Source organism: Blastococcus sp. SYSU DS1021, from assembly GCF_054050995.1.
Map to the genome: position 1 here is coordinate 55,217 of NZ_JBJHAL010000024.1, position 16,955 is coordinate 72,171.

At 73.6% G+C, this 16,955-nt stretch carries 16 protein-coding genes; 9 read left to right on the plus strand and 7 right to left on the minus strand.

The genetic code is table 11. The features are described from left to right. Positions 1-2 precede the first annotated feature (2 nt). The 3 genes from glnT to ACI8AP_RS16865 all read right to left on the minus strand — a co-directional run bounded on the left by glnT (position 3) and on the right by ACI8AP_RS16865 (position 3,767). Positions 3-1,364, minus strand: a complete 1,362-nt coding sequence (gene glnT / locus ACI8AP_RS16855; protein WP_456590509.1) for a type III glutamate--ammonia ligase — start codon at positions 1,362-1,364, stop codon at positions 3-5. Between the two features lie 187 nt (positions 1,365-1,551). Next, on the minus strand, positions 1,552-2,886 hold the full coding sequence (locus tag ACI8AP_RS16860; RefSeq protein WP_456590510.1) for an ammonium transporter: 1,335 nt from the start codon (positions 2,884-2,886) through the stop codon (positions 1,552-1,554). Positions 2,887-3,152: 266 nt separating this feature from the next. Beyond that, a complete protein-coding gene (locus ACI8AP_RS16865; protein WP_456590511.1) occupies positions 3,153-3,767 on the minus strand; it encodes a helix-turn-helix domain-containing protein in 615 nt (204 codons plus the stop codon). 207 nt (positions 3,768-3,974) lie between these two features. On the opposite strand from ACI8AP_RS16865, the gene ACI8AP_RS16870 reads away from it, so the two are divergent. From ACI8AP_RS16870 to ACI8AP_RS16900, 7 genes are all read left to right on the plus strand, one after another. Further along, the gene (locus ACI8AP_RS16870) at positions 3,975-4,337 is read left to right on the plus strand and encodes a cupin domain-containing protein (RefSeq protein ID WP_456590512.1); all 363 of its coding nucleotides are present in this window, start codon (positions 3,975-3,977) and stop codon (positions 4,335-4,337) included. A gap of 346 nt (positions 4,338-4,683) precedes the next feature. Next, positions 4,684-5,049, plus strand: a complete 366-nt coding sequence (locus ACI8AP_RS16875) for a dimethylamine monooxygenase subunit DmmA family protein (protein ID WP_456590513.1) — start codon at positions 4,684-4,686, stop codon at positions 5,047-5,049. Beyond that, positions 5,046-6,032: a PDR/VanB family oxidoreductase gene (locus tag ACI8AP_RS16880; RefSeq protein ID WP_456590514.1), complete on the plus strand. Its 987-nt coding sequence runs from the start codon at positions 5,046-5,048 to the stop codon at positions 6,030-6,032. The genes ACI8AP_RS16875 and ACI8AP_RS16880 overlap by 4 nt, the downstream gene beginning before the upstream one ends. Then, on the plus strand, positions 6,029-7,021 hold the full coding sequence (locus tag ACI8AP_RS16885; protein ID WP_456590515.1) for a heme-dependent oxidative N-demethylase family protein: 993 nt from the start codon (positions 6,029-6,031) through the stop codon (positions 7,019-7,021). The genes ACI8AP_RS16880 and ACI8AP_RS16885 overlap by 4 nt, the downstream gene beginning before the upstream one ends. Then, the gene (locus ACI8AP_RS16890; RefSeq protein WP_456590516.1) at positions 7,018-7,563 is read left to right on the plus strand and encodes a dimethylamine monooxygenase subunit DmmA family protein; all 546 of its coding nucleotides are present in this window, start codon (positions 7,018-7,020) and stop codon (positions 7,561-7,563) included. The genes ACI8AP_RS16885 and ACI8AP_RS16890 overlap by 4 nt, the downstream gene beginning before the upstream one ends. Further along, positions 7,560-8,504: a PDR/VanB family oxidoreductase gene (locus ACI8AP_RS16895; RefSeq protein WP_456590517.1), complete on the plus strand. Its 945-nt coding sequence runs from the start codon at positions 7,560-7,562 to the stop codon at positions 8,502-8,504. Before ACI8AP_RS16890 ends, ACI8AP_RS16895 begins: the two co-directional genes overlap by 4 nt. Beyond that, positions 8,501-9,490 carry a heme-dependent oxidative N-demethylase family protein gene (locus tag ACI8AP_RS16900; protein ID WP_456590518.1) on the plus strand — a complete coding sequence of 330 codons (990 nt, stop codon included), beginning with the start codon at positions 8,501-8,503 and terminating at the stop codon, positions 9,488-9,490. Before ACI8AP_RS16895 ends, ACI8AP_RS16900 begins: the two co-directional genes overlap by 4 nt. A gap of 197 nt (positions 9,491-9,687) precedes the next feature. On the opposite strand, the gene ACI8AP_RS16905 is transcribed toward ACI8AP_RS16900, so the two are convergent. The 4 genes from ACI8AP_RS16905 to dnaK form a co-directional block, all read right to left on the minus strand. Beyond that, positions 9,688-10,161, minus strand: a complete 474-nt coding sequence (locus ACI8AP_RS16905) for a Dps family protein (protein ID WP_456590519.1) — start codon at positions 10,159-10,161, stop codon at positions 9,688-9,690. A gap of 69 nt (positions 10,162-10,230) precedes the next feature. Beyond that, entirely contained in the window at positions 10,231-12,714 is a 2,484-nt protein-coding gene (locus tag ACI8AP_RS16910; RefSeq protein ID WP_456590520.1) for an ATP-dependent Clp protease ATP-binding subunit, read from the minus strand. Between the two features lie 57 nt (positions 12,715-12,771). Further along, entirely contained in the window at positions 12,772-13,683 is a 912-nt protein-coding gene (locus ACI8AP_RS16915; protein ID WP_456590524.1) for a DnaJ C-terminal domain-containing protein, read from the minus strand. A 43-nt stretch (positions 13,684-13,726) separates the two neighbouring features. Next, positions 13,727-15,541, minus strand: coding sequence for a molecular chaperone DnaK (dnaK, locus tag ACI8AP_RS16920; protein WP_456590521.1), 1,815 nt, complete (start codon positions 15,539-15,541; stop codon positions 13,727-13,729). A 186-nt stretch (positions 15,542-15,727) separates the two neighbouring features. Between dnaK and ACI8AP_RS16925 the strand changes: the two genes are divergently transcribed. Continuing rightward, positions 15,728-16,465 carry a peroxiredoxin gene (locus ACI8AP_RS16925; RefSeq protein WP_456590522.1) on the plus strand — a complete coding sequence of 246 codons (738 nt, stop codon included), beginning with the start codon at positions 15,728-15,730 and terminating at the stop codon, positions 16,463-16,465. A gap of 36 nt (positions 16,466-16,501) precedes the next feature. Continuing rightward, complete coding sequence (locus ACI8AP_RS16930; protein ID WP_456590523.1) at positions 16,502-16,810, plus strand: glutaredoxin family protein; 309 nt, start codon at positions 16,502-16,504, stop codon at positions 16,808-16,810. The last annotated feature ends 145 nt before the right edge of the window (positions 16,811-16,955 follow it).

Consider the following 16,955-nt stretch of genomic DNA (forward strand, 5'->3'; position numbering starts at 1 on the left):
GGTCAGAAGGCGGTCACGTAGCGGTCGACCTCCCAGGAGGTGACCTGCCCGTGCCACTCGAAGAACTCCTCGCGCTTGAGGCCGGCGAAGTAGGCCGCGACACCCGGGCCGGCGACGTCGAGAGCACCCGCGACCACCGGGTCGCTCTCCATCGCCTCGACCGCGTGCAGCAGCGTGGGAGGCAGCGGGCTGCTGGTGGCGGCCCCCGGGTCGCCCGGGTCCAGCCCCCGGCGCACCCCGTCCAGCCCGGCCGCCAGCGCCGTCGCCGCGGCGAGGTAGGGGTTGGCCGAGCCGTCACCACCCCGCAGCTCCACCCGGTTGCCGTCCGGCACGCGGAGCAGGTGGGTCCGGTCGTTGCCGCCGTAGGACGCCGTCCGCGGGGACCAGGTGGCGCCGGACCGGGTGCCCGTCGCGCCGGTGCGCTTGTAGGCGTTGACGGTGGGAGCGAGGACCGCCTGCAGGCCGCAGGCGTGCTCGATCAGACCGGCGACGAAGGAGTAGGCCAGGGGCGAGAGCCCGAGGCCGCGCGGGTCCTCGGCGTCCGGGAAGACCGGTGCGCCGCCCCGCCACAGCGAGAGGTGCATGTGCAGGCCGCTGCCGGTGCGGTCGGTGAACGGCTTGCCCATGAAGGTGGCCGTCATGCCCCGCTGCTCGGCGAGGACCGAGAGCAGGTACCGGAGGGTGACCACCCGGTCGGCGGTGGTCAGCGCGTCGGCGTAGGCGAAGTTCTGCTCGAACTGCCCGTTGCCGTCCTCGTGGTCGTTGGCGTAGTTGCCCCAGCCCAGGGAGTTGATGGCCCGGGAGACCTCGGTCAGGTGGTCGTACATGCGGGTGAGGCCGCGGGCGTCGTAGCACGGGCGCTCGGAGGTGTCCCTCGGATCGGCCGGGCGCAGGGCGCCGTCGGGCCCGCGCTCGACGAGGAAGTACTCGACCTCCGCGCCGACCTTGAGGTCCAGGCCGAGCTCCGCGGCGCGGGCGAGCTGTTCCTTGAGGATCACCCGCGGCGCATACGGCCAGGGCCGGCCCTCGACGTGCGGATCGCAGTGCACGATCGCCAGGCCGGGACGGATGAACGGCACCGGCATGTACGAGGCCGGGTCCGGGATCGCGATGAGGTCCGGGTCCTTCGGCTCCTGACCCATGGCGCCGACGGCGTACCCGGCGAAGCCGACACCCTCGGTCTGCAGCTCCTCGACCGCCTCGACCGGGACCAGTTTGGCGCACGGCTTGCCGGTGAGGTCCACGAAGAGCGCCAGGATGAACTGCGTGCCGTCGGCGCGGGCCCGCGTGGCGAGGTCGAGCACCTCGGGTTCGGCCGTGACGGCGACGGGCGGGGCCTCGGGACGGGTGGCGGTGAGCGGCACGGGATCCTCCTGCGGCTGTCCACTGACATGAACCTTTGTCACGTAGCAGTGAACACGGCCACCGTTTCCGCGGCGTTACGGTCGCGCCAGGTTCGTGTTGCCGCAGACCTCGCGCGACGCGCCGGAGGCCGGCCCCATCGGGGACCGGCCTCCGGTGTCACGTGGCTGCGCCGGGGGGCGGCGCAGGTCAGCGCGGCGACGTCGGGGCGACGGCGACCGGCGCGGGGGGCACCTCGTCGAGGCCGTAGACGGTCGCGCCCACCCGGGTCGGGCTCACGCCCCGGTCGAAGTCGTACGCCGACTCGGCGTGGACGGCGACGTCCAGGCCGGCGTCCTCCGTCGCCTCGTCGACGCGCAGCCCGATCGTGCGCTGCAGCGCCCAGGCGATGGCGTAGGTCATCACGAACGAGAAGGTGCAGGTCGCGACGATCGCCACCAGCTCGCGCCAGACGATGTCGAAGCTGCCACCGAGCAGGACGCCCTGCACCCCGCCCGGCGAGTTCGACGCGCCGATGAGCATGACGCAGAGCGTTCCGGCGATGCCGCCGACGCCGTGCACGGCGAACGCGTCGAGGCTCTCGTCGATGCCCAGCTTCGTCTTCCAGGTCACCGCCCAGGCGACGAGGGCGCCGGCGACGAAGCCGACCACCAGCGCGCCGGCGGCGTTCACCGTGTCGGCCGCAGGCGTGATGCCGACCAGTCCGGCGATCGCCCCGGACGCCATGCCGAGCGTCGTCGCGTGGCCGTCGCGCAGCCTCTCGACCAGCAGGAAACCGAGGATGCCGGTGGACCCGGCGAGCAGCGTGGTCAGGACGACGTACTGCGCGAGGAAGTTCGCCCCGGCCGCCGAGCCCCCGTTGAACCCGATCCAGCCGAACCACAGGATCCCCGCGCCCAGGACGACCAGCGGCAGGCTGTGCGGCCGGTGCGTCGGCGAGCGCCGCTTGCCGAGGACCATCGCGAGCGCCAGGGCGGCGACGCCGGCGTTCATGTGCACGGCGGTGCCACCGGCGAAGTCGTGCAGCTGCAGCACGTTGCGCATCCAGCCACCGACGACGCCGCTCTCCTCGTCGTCGAAGGCGAACACCCAGTGCGCGAGCGGGAAGTAGACGAGGGTCAGCCAGACGGCGGAGAAGACCAGCCACGAGCCGAACTTCATCCGGCCGGCCGCGCCGCTGGCCACGATCGCGATCGTGATCGCGGCGAACAGGATGAAGAAGGCGGTCCAGTAGACGCCTTCCGCGCCACCGGTGCCGCCGTCGTCGTGGAAACCGGCGAGACCGAGGTGGTCGACCGGGTTGCCGATCAGGCCCCAGCCGCCGAGCGAGTCGCCCGACACCAGCCCGTAGCCGAAGAGGACGTAGAGGACGCTCGTGACGGCCAGCGTGCTCATGACCATCATCACCATGTTGAGCACGTTCTTGCTGCCGAGCATGCCCCCGTAGAACAGGGCGAGGCCCGGGAACATCAGGAGCACGAGCGCGAACGCCGCCAGGAGCCAGGCGAGGTCGGCTGCAGGCATGAGCCACTCTCCTCAGGTGAGTCGGGCGGGACCGGCCACGCCACGAGATCGGTGGATCGCACCCGGACACACGGGTGCGGAACGCCACGCCGGCGACCACCGCCCGACCGGCACCGAGGGCACCGGGGCGCGAGGCGGTCGTTGCGTGTCACGTCGTGAAACGCAGTCTCATGGTGCTGGACGCCCTCGTGGTTACGCGGACGTGAATCTGCGTTACGAAAGCGAGAGCTGCCGCCGCACGGGTGCACGGTGCGGCCGGTCGCGACCTAGACGACGTGCCCGTAACCGGTGACGGTCAGGAAGCGGATGGGGAGCTCGATCAGCTCGACCGGCCCGTGCGGCCCCTCGCCGTCGAAGACCAGCGAGTCGCCGGGGCGCATCTCGTAGCGGGCTTCCCCGTGGCCGTAGATCAGCGCGCCCTCGAGCACGTAGATGAACTCGGTGCCGGGGTGCTGGAAGAGCGGGAAGACCTCGCTCGCCTCGGTGAGCGTGACCAGCAGCGGCTCCAGCCGCTTGTGCTCCCCGCGCAGCGCCCCCAGGAGCTGGTAGAGGTGCCCCACGTTGCTGCCCCGCCGGACGATCTGCGCCCCGTGGCCGGCCGGGGTGAAGACCGCCTCGCGCTCGGCGTCCACGCCCCGGAACAGCGCCGTGACCGGCACTGCCAGCGCCTCGGCCAGGCGCGCCAGGCTGGACAGGCTGCAGGAGGTCTGGGCGTGCTCGATCTTGGACAGCATCGCCTTGCTCAGGCCGGTCGTCCGCGCGAGCTCGGCCAGCGAGACGCCCTTGGCCAGCCGGAACTCGCGGACGCGCACCGCGATGACGTCCTCCAGCTGTCCGCCGGGCGCGTCGTCGTGCCCGCCGGGCTCGGGGGTTGCCTCCACGGCGCGAGCATAGGGGCCGCTCCGGCGGACGAGCGGGCTCCGCCGCGGCCGCATGACCCGGACGGGAGGGGCGTCACCGCACCCGTGAAGGGTCCTCGTCACCGACTCGTTACAGCGCCGACACCCATAGAATCGTCCACTGGCGTTACATGTCGTCCACCCACAGGGATCGGTCGCCCCGACGGGTCCCGCGCTGAGGAGGCGGACATGAGCACCACCGGCACCATCGTCTTCGGACACGCGAGCGGCACCTACGAGGGGCTCCCGAGCATGGAGGTCCCCGGCGTCAACGCCGCCATCGGCGACACGTTCGCCAACCCGGGGGGCTCGGAGCTGTGCTCCGGCTTCTTCGAGCTGCTCGCGGGCGAGCCGCTGGACTACACGTACACCTACGACGAGATGAAGGTCGTGGTGGAGGGCGAGTTCCACCTCACCGACCTCGACAGCGGCGCGCAGGTGATCGCTCGCCCCAAGGACGTGCTGTTCTTCCCGAAGGGTTCGCGGATCCGCTTCGAGACCCCCGACCGGGCGCTGGGCTTCTACACCGGCCAGCGGTCCTTCGCCCCCTGATCGGCATGGGCATCGAGCACACCAGCGTGCCGCGGTGGGCGGCCGCGCCGCCGGCCTTCCCCCACGGCGTCCGCAGCGCCGCCGTCCTGGGTCTCGACGAGGCCGCCGACCCCGTCGTCTCCGCCTGGGCGGCGCAGGCCGCGGCCGCCGGCGCGGCGGTGAGCGTGCTGCGGGCGCGCAGCACCGCCGAGGCGCTGGCCTGGGTGGGTGCCCGGGCCGGCGAGGCCGTGGTCGGCTGGCGGCTGCTCGTGGCGGGGGGGGGGGGGGGGGGGGGGGGGGGGGGGGGGGGGGGGGGGGGGGGGGGGGGGGGGGGGGGGGGGGGGGGGGGGGGGGGGGGGGGCGGGGGGTGGGGGGGGGGGGGGGGGGCGGCGGGGGCCCGGCCCCCCCCCCCCCCCCCCCCCCCCCCCCCCCCCCCCCCCCCCCCCCCCCCCCCCCCCCCCCCCCCCCCCCCGCCCGGGCCCTCCGGCTGGGGGCGGTCCCGGCCGAGGTGCTGACCCACGTGACGGGGGTTCCCCGCCGCCGGGTCCACTGCGCCCACTGCGCGCACGAGACGGAGACCCCGGCCGCCCTCGGCGCGACCTGCGTCTGCCGGGGCTGCGGGCGGACGCTGCACGTCTACCACCACGTGTCCCGGCGGCTGGGCGCCTACCTCGGGTACATGGTGGACGCCGAGGACGCCGCCCCCGCCGCTCCGGTGGAGGTGCCGGCATGACGACGATCTCCCCGCCTGCACCCGCGGATGCCCCGACGCGCACCGGCCGGGGCGCGCTCCGGCTCCGGGTGGCCGGCGTGCGGGCGACGGCAGCCGGCATCCGGTCGGTCGAGTTCGTCTCCGCCGACGGTGGACCGCTACCCGCCTTCCCACCGGGCAGCCACGTGGTGCTGCACTGCGGCGACCGACGCAACGCCTACTCGCTGACCGGCTCCGGGACAGCCCCGGTGCGCTACTCGATCTCGGTGCTGCTCTGCCCCGACGGGTCCGGCGGCTCGCGCTGGGTGCACGAGCTCGTGGCCGGGGACGTCGTGGCGGCCGACGGGCCGCGCAGCGCGTTCGCCCCGGTCGCCACCGCGCGGCACCACCTGCTCGTCGCCGGCGGCATCGGCATCACCCCGCTGCTCTCGCACGCCCGCGCCGCGGTCCGCTGGAAGCGGGACTTCACGCTGCTCTACGGCTACCGCCCGGGCGCTGGAGCGCACCTGGACGAGCTGCGCGAGCTCTGCGGCCCGCGCCTGGAGGAGCACCCGGAGGTGGCCGGCTTCGTCGCCCGCATCGAGGCCGCGCTCGCCTCCGCCCCGCTCGGCACCCACCTCTACGCCTGCGGGCCGGCCGCCCTCCTCGACACGGTCCTCGGGACGGCGGAGCGGCTGGGCTGGCCGGAGGCGCGGGTGCACACCGAGCGCTTCTCCGCCGCCGCGCTCGACCCGGGGGATCCGTTCGAGGTGACCCTCGTGCGGTCCGGACGGCGGGTCGGGGTCCCGTCCGGGGTGAGCCTGCTGGAGGCCCTCGAGGACGCCGGCGTCCCCGTGCCCAACCTGTGCCGGCAGGGGGTCTGCGGCGAGTGCCGCGTCCCCGTCGTCTCCGGCTCCCCCCTGCACCGCGACCTCTTCCTCGGCGAGGCCGAGAAGGTCGCCGCCGACAGCGTCATGTGCTGCGTCTCCCGCAGCACCGGCCCCACCCTGGAGCTCGACCTGTGACAGCCACCGACATCCGCGACCGGGCCCTGCCCGCCCGCATCGCCTCGTTCCCCTTCCCCTTCCCGACCGACACCTACCGGTACAGCGCCAACGTGGAGCCGGCGGTCGCGCCACGGCCGACCGCCGCCGGCAGCTGGGGCGAGCACGTCCTGCACGTCGACGAGTACTACGCCTCCGACAGCGCCGAGTGCGCCGCCCTGCTGGCCGCGGACCCCACACGGCTGCAGGAGCTGCCGCACATGAGGCCGGCCGCCTGGGACGCGATGCTCTACGTGATGGGCGAGCTGCAGCGGGCCCGCCCGGAGGTGTTCGCGCTCGACCGCCTCGGAGGGGACCGCTGGCGCTGGCGCAACGAACTGCTGGGCATCGGGCAGCAGTTCACCTTCGGTGACGACGCGACGCTGCCGTCCGGTCCGCTCGAGTTCATCGCACCGCAGGTCCAGGACGACCTCGTGCTCCTCGACCAGCGCGAGGGAGCGCTGTGGGCCGACGCCGGCGTCGTCACGGCGGCCGCGGACTGGTCGATGCGCTTCGACGTCGGCATGAGCTTCCCCGAGATCCACGGGCCCGTCCCCCGTGTGCACCCCGAGGGCGTCATCGACCGCGCCCACCAGTTCCTCATGCGGCTCCAGCCCGGGGAGGCCTACCGCCGCACGAACTGGACGATGACCGTCGGCCGGCGGCTGGACACCGCGACCGAGACCTATCCCGAGTGGGGCCCCGACCGGCGTCTGGTCCTCGAGCAGGACCTCGGCTCCCGGCTGCACCTGCGCGTCGAGGTCCAGCACCTGGTTCGGCTGCCCAGCTCCGGGGCGGTGCTGTTCCTCATCCGCACCTACCTGCTGCCGCTGGAGGACCTGGCGCGGGTGCCCGCGTGGCGCGACCGCTTCGCCGCCGTCCTCGAGGAGCTGCCGGAGGACATGGCCGACTACAAGGGCCTCACCCGCTTCCGCTCCGCCGCCGTCGCCTGGCTGCGCGGTGCGGCATGACCGCCGTCCTGACGGGAGAGCAGCTCCGGCCGCGCCGCACGAGCGTCCCCTCGTGGCCGGCGCAGCCCCCCTCGCTGGACCTCACCGGCCGCGCATTCCTCCTCGTGCAGGTCGGCGGCCGGGCCGCGGAGGTCGTCGACCGGTGGGCGGCCGAGGCGCGCGAGCACGGCCGGCCGGTGCGGCGCTGGGGGCTTCCGGGCGTGGACGGGTCGTCGGCTGCCGCGCTCGCCCGCCGCCTCGACGGGATGCACGTCGGCGACCGGGTGCTGGTGGCCGGGCCCGAGGCCGACGTCCTCGCCCTGGTCGCCCTGGCCCGCGGGCTGGGCTTGCTGCCCGAGGAGATCACCGCCTTCGCCGTCGCCCGGGGGCCGATCCCGGTGTTCTGCGCCCACTGCGAGACCACCGCACGGCTCCCGGTGGCTCCCGGCGCGGAGGTCGACTGCCCCGGGTGCGGCCTGCGGCTCGAGGTGCACGAGCACGCGTCGGGGCACCGGGGCAGCTACCTGGCCTCCGCGGTGACGGCACCTGGGGAGGCGGGATGAGCGTTCCGGCGACGCAGCTGCTGCGGGTGACGCGGATCGAGGCGGTGACCGACCGGGTGCGGCACATCGTGCTGACCGACCCGGAGGGCCGGTCGCTGGCCGGGTACGCGCCCGGCAGCCACGTGGTCGTGACCGCCGGCGGCACCCGCAACGCGTACTCGCTCACCGGCTCCGGGATCGCCCCGGGCGACTACCGGATCTCCGTCCTCCGCACCGGGGACGGCGGGGGCTCGGCCTGGCTGCACGACGTGCTGCGGGTCGGCGACCTGCTGCCGGTGGAGCCGCCCCGGTCGGCGTTCCGGCCGGAGCTGGCCGCGCGGAAGGCCTTCCTCGTCGCGGCGGGCATCGGGGTCACGCCGATCCTGTCGCACCTGGCCGCCGCCCGTGCGTGGGGACGCCCCGTGGAGGTCGTCTACGGATACCGCCGGGGCGAGGCCGCCCACCTCGAGGAGGTCCGCGAACTCGCCGGTCACGACCTGGTGGAGGCGCAGGGCCGGGTGGCCCTGGCCGGTGCGCTGCGCGAACGCATGGCGGTCCAGCCCTGGGGCACGCACGCCTACGCCTGCGGCCCGACCCCCCTCCTGGACCTGTTCACCGCGACGGCGCGCGCGGCCGGCTGGCCACCGGCCCGCGTGCACCTCGAGCACTTCCAGGCCCGGGAGCTCTCCCCCGGCCGGCCGTTCACCGCCCGGCTGCGGCACAGCGGCCGGGAGCTCCCGGTGCCCAGCGGCACCAGCCTGCTCGACGCGGTGCTCGGCGCCGGCGTCGACGTCCCCCACATGTGCCGCCAGGGCGTCTGCGGCCAGTGCCTGGTCCCCGTGGCCGCCGGCCGCGTGGAGCACCGGGACCTGGTTCTCGATGACTCCGACCGGCAGTCCTCGACCCACATGCTCGCCTGCGTGTCGCGGGCGGCCGACACCCACCTGGAGCTGGACCTGTGAGCGATCTGCCCCGGCTGCCCTGGCCCTTCGCCCCCACCGACCGGTCCTTCCGGTACACGGTCAACGTCGAGCCCGCCCGCCGGCGCGTGGCGACGCCCGCCGGGTCCTGGGGCGAGCACGTCGTCGACCTGGGCGACGACTACGCCGAGCAGATGGCGCTGCGCCGCGACGTGCTGGCCCGCGACCCCGGGCGGCGGCAGGTGCTCCCGCACATGGAGCCGGCGTGCTGGGACATGCTCCTGTACCTGCTCCGGGAACTCGTGACCGCCCGCCCGGACGCCATGCACCTGACCGACCTCGGGTCCGGGGCCTTCTCCTGGCGGAACGACCTCCTCGGCATCGAGCAGTCGTTCGTCCTGGGCGATGCCGCCACGCTGCCGACCGATCCGCTCACCTGGATCGGCTGCCAGGTGCCCGACGACATCCTCATGGTCAGCGAGCGCGGCGGCCGGCTGTGGTTCGACGCCGCGCTGGTCACCTGGGCCGCCGCGTGGTCGGTCAAGTTCGACATCGGCATGCACCTCGACGAGATCCACGGCCCCGTGCCCCGGCTCAACGAGGACGGCGTGACCAGCCGCGCCACCCGGTTCATGCGGGGCATCACGGCCGACCAGACCTACCGCCGGGTCAACTGGACCTTCTCCGCCCACGGCTCACCGCGGCGCGACATCAGCCTGGAGGCCAAGCCGGAGTGGGACGCCGACATCCCCCAGCTGGTGCGGGACGGCGACTTCGGCCGGCTGCAGCTGCGCATCGAGCTGGAGCACCTCACCCGGCTGCCGTTGACGGGAACGCTGACGTTCAACATCCGCACGTACATGGCGCCGTTGGCCGAGATCGTCACGGTCCCGGGCTGGGGCGAGCAGCTCTCCGCGATCGTCGCCGAGCTCCCGGCCGACATCGCCGAGTACAAGGGGATCGCGCCCTACCGCGACGAGGTCGTGGCCTGGCTGGCGGACGCCGTGCACCCCACCGTCGCGGCCTAGCCGCACCTGGCGCCGCTCCCGGGGTCGTCCGGCGCACCTCGCCGGGATGCTGCGGTCCGCTGCCCCAGCCTCCCTGCATGCGTGCGGTGCCGAGGACCCCCGGCGGGCCCGGGGTCCTCGACGTCGTCGACATCCCGGACCCGGCGGCCAGGGGCGGGTCGACGCGAGCGGCCGGCCCGCCGCCTCCCCGGTCCGCCTCACCGGGGCAGGCTCTCCGCCCGCCACATCCAGAGCTGCTTCTCGAGGGCACCGGTCGTCTCGATCAGCAGGTCCTGCGACACCGGGTCGTCCCGTGTGTCGTCGATGCGTGCCCGCATCCGCGCCACGACCTCGTCGAGCGCGTGGACGAGAAAGCTGATCGCCTCATCGGCCGGGATCCAGGCGAGCGGCGGCTGCGACAGCGCCGACTGCTCCTGCAGGGCCGTCGACCGGCCGTCGGGCAGCACGCCGATCGCGACCGCACGCTCGGCGAGCTCGTCCGAGTACTGCCGGGTGGTGGCGACGACGTCGTCCAGGTGCAGGTGCACGCTGCGGAAGTGGGGCCCCACCACCGTCCAGTGCACCTGCTTGGCGACCAGCCCCAGGTCGACCAGGTCGACGACGGCGCCCTGCAGCGCCTCCCCGACGGTCTTCCGGACGTCCTCGGGCAGCCGGCTCCTCATCTCGGTCATGGGCGGTTCCTCCTCCAGCGGTCGTAGGGATGGGTGCCACGTCCCTGCGACAGGGCCGTGGCGGTGGGCTCACTTCAGGACGATGTCGTCACCGGCGACGTCGACGTGCACGGTGTCGCCGTCCCGATAGACGCCCGAGAGCAGCTCCAGCGCCAGCGGGTCGACGATCGCGTGCTGGATGAGCCGCTTCAGCGGCCGCGCGCCGTAGTCGGGGTCGTACCCGCGACGGGCGAGCCAGCGCCGGGCGTCGTCGCTGACCTCCAGCGTCAGCTTCCGCTCGGCCATCCGCGTCTCCAGCTGCCGCAGCTGGATCTCGAGGACCTGCTCGATGTCGTCCTCGGTGAGCGACCGGAACCGCACGATCTCGTCGACCCGGTTGATGAACTCCGGCTTGAAGAAGTCCGCCGGGTCGCCAGGGAGGTTCGACGTCATGATCAGCACGGTGTTGGTGAAGTCCACCGTGCGGCCTTGACCGTCGGTCAGCCGGCCGTCGTCGAGGACCTGCAGCAGGACGTTGAAGACGTCCGGGTGGGCCTTCTCGATCTCGTCTAGCAGGACGACGGCGTACGGACGCCGGCGGACCGTCTCGGTGAGCTGCCCGCCCTCGTCGTAGCCGACGTAGCCCGGCGGCGCACCGACCAGGCGGGACACGGAGTGCTTCTCCATGTACTCGCTCATGTCGATCCGGACCATCGCCCGCTCGTCGTCGAACAGGAACTCCGCCAGGCTGCGGGCGAGCTCGGTCTTGCCCACGCCCGTCGGGCCGAGGAACAGGAAGCTGCCGATCGGCCGGTTGCGGTCCGCCAGCCCGGACCGGCTGCGCCGGATGGCGTTGGCGACGGCGCGGACGGCGGCGTCCTGCCCGACCACGCGGGCGTGCAGCACGTCCTCCATCCGGACCAGTTTCGCCACCTCGCCCTGCATCAGCCGGGCGACGGGGATGCCGGTCCAGCGGCTGACCACCTCGGCGACGTCCTCCTCGTCGACCTCCTCCTTGAGCATCTTCTGGGTGGACTGCAGCTCGGCCAGCCGCTCGGTCGCCTGCTCCACCTCACGCTCGACCGAGGGGATCCGCCCGTACCGGATCTCCGCGGCCCGGCTCAGGTCGACCGCGCGCTCGACCTCGCCGCGCAGAGCCTCCAGCTCCTCCTTGAGCTCCCGGATGCGCCCGATCGCCTCCTTCTCGGCCTGCCAGTGCGCCTTCATCCCCGCCGACTGCTCGCGCAGGTCGGAGAGCTCCTGGTCGAGCGCCGCGAGCCGGTCGCGGCTGGCGTCGTCGGTCTCCTTGGCCAGGGCCACCCGCTCGATCTCCAGCTGCCGGATCCGCCGCTCGATGACGTCGATCTCCGTGGGCAGTGAGTCGATCTCGATCCGCAGCCGGCTGGCCGCCTCGTCGATCAGGTCGATCGCCTTGTCGGGCAGGAACCGGCCGGTGACGTACCGGTCGGAGAGCACCGCGGAGGCCACCAGCGCGGCGTCCTGGATGCGGACCCCGTGGTGGACTTCGTAGCGCTCCTTGAGGCCGCGGAGGATGGCGATCGCGTCCTGCACCGACGGCTCGCCGACGAAGACCTGCTGGAAGCGGCGCTCGAGAGCCGGGTCCTTCTCGATGTGCTTGCGGTACTCGTCGAGCGTCGTGGCGCCGATCATCCGGAGCTGGCCGCGGGCGAGCATCGGCTTGAGCATGTTGCCGGCGTCCATCGAGCCCTCGGCCGAGCCGGCGCCGATGACTGTGTGCATCTCGTCGAGGAAGGTGATCACCTGGCCCTCGGCGTCGGCGATCTCCTGCAGGACCGACTTGAGCCGTTCCTCGAACTCGCCGCGGTACTTCGCACCCGCGACCATCGACGCCAGGTCGAGCGCCACCAGCCGCTTGTTCTTCAGGCTCTCCGGGACGTCGCCCTCGACGATCCGGCGGGCCAGCCCCTCGGCGATGGCGGTCTTGCCGACGCCGGGTTCACCGATGAGGACCGGGTTGTTCTTGGTCCGGCGGGACAGCACCTGGACGACGCGGCGGATCTCCTCGTCCCGGCCGATGACCGGGTCGAGCTTGCCCTTGCGGGCCTCCTCGGTCAGGTCGCGCCCGTACTTCTCCAGCGCCTGGTACTGCTCCTCGGCGTCCGGGGAGGTCACGCGGTGGCTGCCGCGGACCTGCTGGAGCCCGGCGAGCAGCTGCTCACGCGACACCTGCAGGTGGCCGGCGACCGCCAGCAGCAGGTGCTCGGTGGAGACGTACTCGTCGTGCAACTGCTGGCGCACCCGGTCGGCCTCCTCGATCGCGGCACGCAGCTCGCGACCGACCTGCGGTTCGGACCCGTAGGCGTGCGGCAGCCGGTCGAGGGCCTCGGTGACGCGGTCCCGCAGTCCGGGGATGCCGATACCGGCCTTCTGCAGCAGCGGCAGGACGACGCCGTCCTCCTGCCCGAGGAGCGCCGCGACCAGGTGATCGGGCGTGACCTCGGGGTGCGACTCCTGCCGTGCCCGCTCCACGGCGGCCTGGACTGCTTCCTGGGTCCTGCGTGTCCAGCGGTTCGGGTCGAATGCGCCGGCCACGGTGGAACACCTCCTCACTGTCGTTGATCTGTCGGTGGCGGGGTGTCGGCCGGTGCCTCACACCCCGAGGTGGGCTCGCGGCGCCCCGGGGGTCGCCGCCGCCAGTGCCTGCACGGCAGCCCGCTGGCGCTCGTCCAGCTCCCTCGGCACGTCGACCTCGACGGTGACCAGCAGGTCGCCCGCGCCGTCGGCGGCCGGCACACCCCGGCCCGGCACCCGCAGGGTCGTCCCGCTCCGCGTCCCGGCCGGGATCCGGACCCTGACCGGGCGGTCGAGCGTGGGCACCCGGACGTCGGCGCCCAGGGCCGCCTCGGCGAAGGTCACCGGCACGGTGACCGCGAGGTCACGGCCGTCCCGCCGGAAGAACGGGTGCGATGCCACCCGGACCCGCAGGACGAGGTCACCGGCCGGCCCGCCGTTCTCACCCGGCTCCCCGCGTCCGGCCAGCCGCAGCGTCTGCCCGTCCGCGATCCCCGGCGGGATGCGCGCCGTGACGGTCCGCGACCCCAGCCGGAGCCGGCGAGTGGTGCCGCGCACCGCCTGGTCGAACGGCAGCTCCACCGCCACCTCCAGGTCGGCCCCGCGGCGGGGTAGACCGGTCCCCCACCCGCCGTCGTCGGCGGACATGCCGAACAGGTCCTCGACCGTGACCCGGTGCCCCCCGGCCCGGGGACCGCGCCGGTTGACCCGCACGGACCGACCGTGCGGCCAGCCCGGCCCGCCCGTCGACCGACCGGCGGGAGCAAGCCGGCGGACCTCGTCGTACTCGCGCCGGCGCACGGGGTCGTGCAGCACCTCGTAGGCCGACGTGACCTCCCGGAACCGCTCACCGGCCCCGGCGTCGGGGTTGGTGTCGGGGTGCAGTTCCCGGACCAGGCGGCGGTAGGCGCGGGTGATCTCCTTGTCCGACGCGGACTCCGCGACGCCGAGCACGCGGTAGTGGTCCTTGTCCAGCCACTCGGCGGTCATCGCCACGGTCGTCCACCTCCTTCCCACCAGAGGGCAGCCGGGCTCACGCCCGGCTGCCCTCGTCGACCACCTCGGCGTCGATCACGTCGTCGTCACCGGCGGCCGTCGCCGCGCCACCGTCGGGAGCCTGCTGCTCCTGGAGCCGGGCGGCGAAGGCGGTGCCCGCCGCGGTCAGCCGCTCGGTCGCCGCGCGGAGAGCAGTGACCTCGCCGTGCTCGACGAGGCCCCTCACCTCGCTGACCGCCGCCTCCAGCTGGTCGCGTTCGGGGCCGGTCACGTCGCGGTGCTCGGCCAGCAGCTTCTCGCTCCGGTAGAGCAGGGCGTCCGCGTCGTTGCGGGCCTCGGCCTCCTCCCGCCGTCGGCGGTCCTCCTCGGCGTGCGCCTCGGCGTCGCGGACCATCCGGTCGATGTCCTCGCGGCTGAGGGACGACTGCCCGGTGATGGTGATCGACTGCTCCTTGCCCGTCGCCCGGTCGGTGGCCGAGACGTGCACGATGCCGTTGGCGTCGATGTCGAAGGTGACCTCGATCTGCGGCACACCACGCGGCGCCGGGGGCAGGTCGGTCAGGTGGAACCGGCCCAGGGTCTTGTTGCCGGCGGCCATCTCCCGTTCGCCCTGCAGGACGTGCACCTCGACGGAGGGCTGGTTGTCCGTCGCCGTGCTGAAGACCTCGGTGCGGCGGGTGGGGATGGTCGTGTTCCGCTCGATGATCGTGGTCATCACGCCGCCCTGCGTCTCGACGCCCAGGGAGAGCGGCGTGACGTCGAGCAGCAGCACGTCCTTGACGTCGCCGCGGAGCACACCGGCCTGGACGGCAGCCCCGACGGCGACCACCTCGTCGGGGTTCACACCCTGGTGCGGGTCCTTGCCGCTGAGCTCGCGGACGAGCTCCACGACCGCCGGCATCCGGGTGGAGCCACCGACCAGGACCACGTGGTCGATGTCCCGCGGACCGAGTCCGGCGTCCCGCAGCGCCTGCTCGAACGGCCCGCGACACCGCTGCAGCAGGTCCTCGGTCAGCTCCTGGAACTTCGCGCGGGTCAGCGAGACGTCCAGGTGCCTGGGCCCCTCCGCGGTAGCGGTGATGTAGGGCAGGGTGATCTGGGTCTGCGTGGCGCCGGAGAGGTCGATCTTGGCGCGCTCGGCGGCCTCCTTGAGCCGCTGCATCGCCATCGGGTCCTTCGACAGGTCGACCCCTTCCGCGGTGCGGAACGTGTCCACGAGCCAGTCGATGACCTTCTGGTCCCAGTCGTCACCGCCGAGCCGCGTGTCGCCGGCCGTGGACTTCACCTCGAAGACGCCGTCGCCGATCTCCAGCACCGAGACGTCGAAGGTGCCGCCGCCTAGGTCGAAGACGAGCACGGTCTCGTCCATGGCGTCCTTGTCCAGCCCGTAGGCCAGCGCCGCAGCCGTCGGCTCGTTGATGATGCGCAGCACCTCCAGGCCCGCGATGGTGCCCGCTTCCTTCGTCGCGGTCCGCTGCGCGTCGTCGAAGTAGGCGGGGACGGTGATCACCGCCTGCGTGACCGGCTCGCCCAGGTACGCCTCCGCGTCACGCTTGAGCTTCTGCAGGACGCGGGCGCTGATCTCCTGGGCGGTGTACCGCTTGCCGTCGACGTCGGTGGCCCAGTCGGTGCCCATGTGCCGCTTCACCGACCGGATCGTGCGGGCCGCGTTCGTCACCGCCTGACGCTTGGCGACCTCGCCCACCAGGACCTCGCCGTTGCGGCTGAAGGCGACGACCGACGGTGTCGTGCGCCCTCCCTCGCTGTTGGGGATGACGGTGGGGTCGCCGCCCTCGAGGACGGCGACGGCCGAGTTCGTGGTGCCCAGGTCGATACCGACCGCACGTGACATGTCCGAACCTCCCTGACTCTCCTCACGTCGGGACGTGGCCGGGACGCCGTGCCGGCGCCCCGGGCAGCGTTCCGACCGACGTGCCACGCAGCCGAAATATTCCCCCGGTTACTGCAAGTTTTCTGGTCCGTCGGTACGAGGTACAACGCGCCCGGGTGGAACCGGGACTGTCGACGAGGGGGTTCGATGGGGACCACGTACTCCACGCGGGCGGCGGAGCCCGCCCGCCTGACCCGACTGGAGGAGCGCTTCGCCGAGCTCGGTGAGCAGCTCGACGACTCGCCGGTGTCGGAGGCACTCTCCGTGCTGCACGCGATGGTGCAGGAGGTGGCGAACCGGACGCCGTCGGCCGGGGACAGCCGTGACCGGCGAGCGGAGACGGCCCTCGGGGACGTCGCCGACCTGTACCTGACCGCGCCGCCGATGGGCGGCGCTGCCGAATCGACCGGCTTGACCGTGGGCACCCGGGCGCCTGAGTTCACCCTGCCCGACGCCGAGGGCCGGCCGGTGAGCCTGTCGGACTTCCGGGGCCGACCGGTCGTCCTGGTGTTCTACCCTCTCGACTGGAGCCCCGGGTGCAGCCGGCAGCTGGAGCTGTACCAGCAGGAGCTCGCGGAATTCGAGAGCCGGGACGCCGAGCTGGTGGGGATCTCCGTCGACTCGCTGTACAGCCACGGCGCGTGGGCCGCCGTCCGGGGGATCAGCTTCCCGCTCCTGTCGGACTTCCACCCGCGGGGCGAGGTGGCCCGCCGGTACGGCGTCTGGCGCGAATCCGACGGCTTCAGCGACCGGGCGCTGTACGTGGTGGACGCCGACGGGGTCATCCGGTGGGCCCACGTCTCGCCGCGCGTCGACCACCTGCCCGACATCTACGAGCTGTTCACCGCGCTCGACGAGCTCACCGGCCGCCGCGAGGCGGCCTGAACCGATCGAGCGCCGACACGTGCGAAGGAGGCCTCGATGGCGACCACGTACATGGTCCCGAAGCAGCCGGCCGTCCGGGTGCGGCCGGCCGTCGGGACAGCACCGGTCACCGTGTACGGCAATCGGTGGTGCGGGATCACCCAGATGACCCGCCGACTGCTCGACCGCGCCGGGGTGCCCTACCAGTACGTCGATCTCGACCTCCATCCGGAGGCGGAACGCCGGCTGCGCTGGATGACCGGCGGCGTCCTGAGGAACCCGGTCGTCAACGTGGGCGGCCAGTGGCTGGAGCAACCGACCGTGAGGGAGCTGGAATGGGCGCTGACACGGCACGGCCTGCTCTGACCACCTGCCGGGCCTGCGGACGGCGCAACCGGCTCCCCGCCGCCGCCCGGGGGGGGGGGGGGGGGGGGGGGGGGGGGGGGGGGGGGGGGGGGGGGGGGGGGGGGGGGGGGGGGGGGGGGGGTGGGGGGGGGGGGGGGGGGGGGGG

Bases quoted from the DNA above. Each gene is read 5' to 3' on its own strand.
- ACI8AP_RS16925 (WP_456590522.1), top strand. From the start codon at position 15,728: ATGGGGACCACGTACTCCACGCGGGCGGCGGAGCCCGCCCGCCTGACC.
- ACI8AP_RS16880 (WP_456590514.1), top strand. From the start codon at position 5,046: ATGACGACGATCTCCCCGCCTGCACCCGCGGATGCCCCGACGCGCACC.
- ACI8AP_RS16895 (WP_456590517.1), top strand. From the start codon at position 7,560: ATGAGCGTTCCGGCGACGCAGCTGCTGCGGGTGACGCGGATCGAGGCG.
- ACI8AP_RS16915 (WP_456590524.1), bottom strand. From the start codon at position 13,683: ATGACCGCCGAGTGGCTGGACAAGGACCACTACCGCGTGCTCGGCGTC.
- ACI8AP_RS16870 (WP_456590512.1), top strand. From the start codon at position 3,975: ATGAGCACCACCGGCACCATCGTCTTCGGACACGCGAGCGGCACCTAC.
- dnaK (WP_456590521.1), bottom strand. From the start codon at position 15,541: ATGTCACGTGCGGTCGGTATCGACCTGGGCACCACGAACTCGGCCGTC.
- ACI8AP_RS16930 (WP_456590523.1), top strand. From the start codon at position 16,502: ATGGCGACCACGTACATGGTCCCGAAGCAGCCGGCCGTCCGGGTGCGG.
- ACI8AP_RS16905 (WP_456590519.1), bottom strand. From the start codon at position 10,161: ATGACCGAGATGAGGAGCCGGCTGCCCGAGGACGTCCGGAAGACCGTC.
- ACI8AP_RS16890 (WP_456590516.1), top strand. From the start codon at position 7,018: ATGACCGCCGTCCTGACGGGAGAGCAGCTCCGGCCGCGCCGCACGAGC.
- ACI8AP_RS16860 (WP_456590510.1), bottom strand. From the start codon at position 2,886: ATGCCTGCAGCCGACCTCGCCTGGCTCCTGGCGGCGTTCGCGCTCGTG.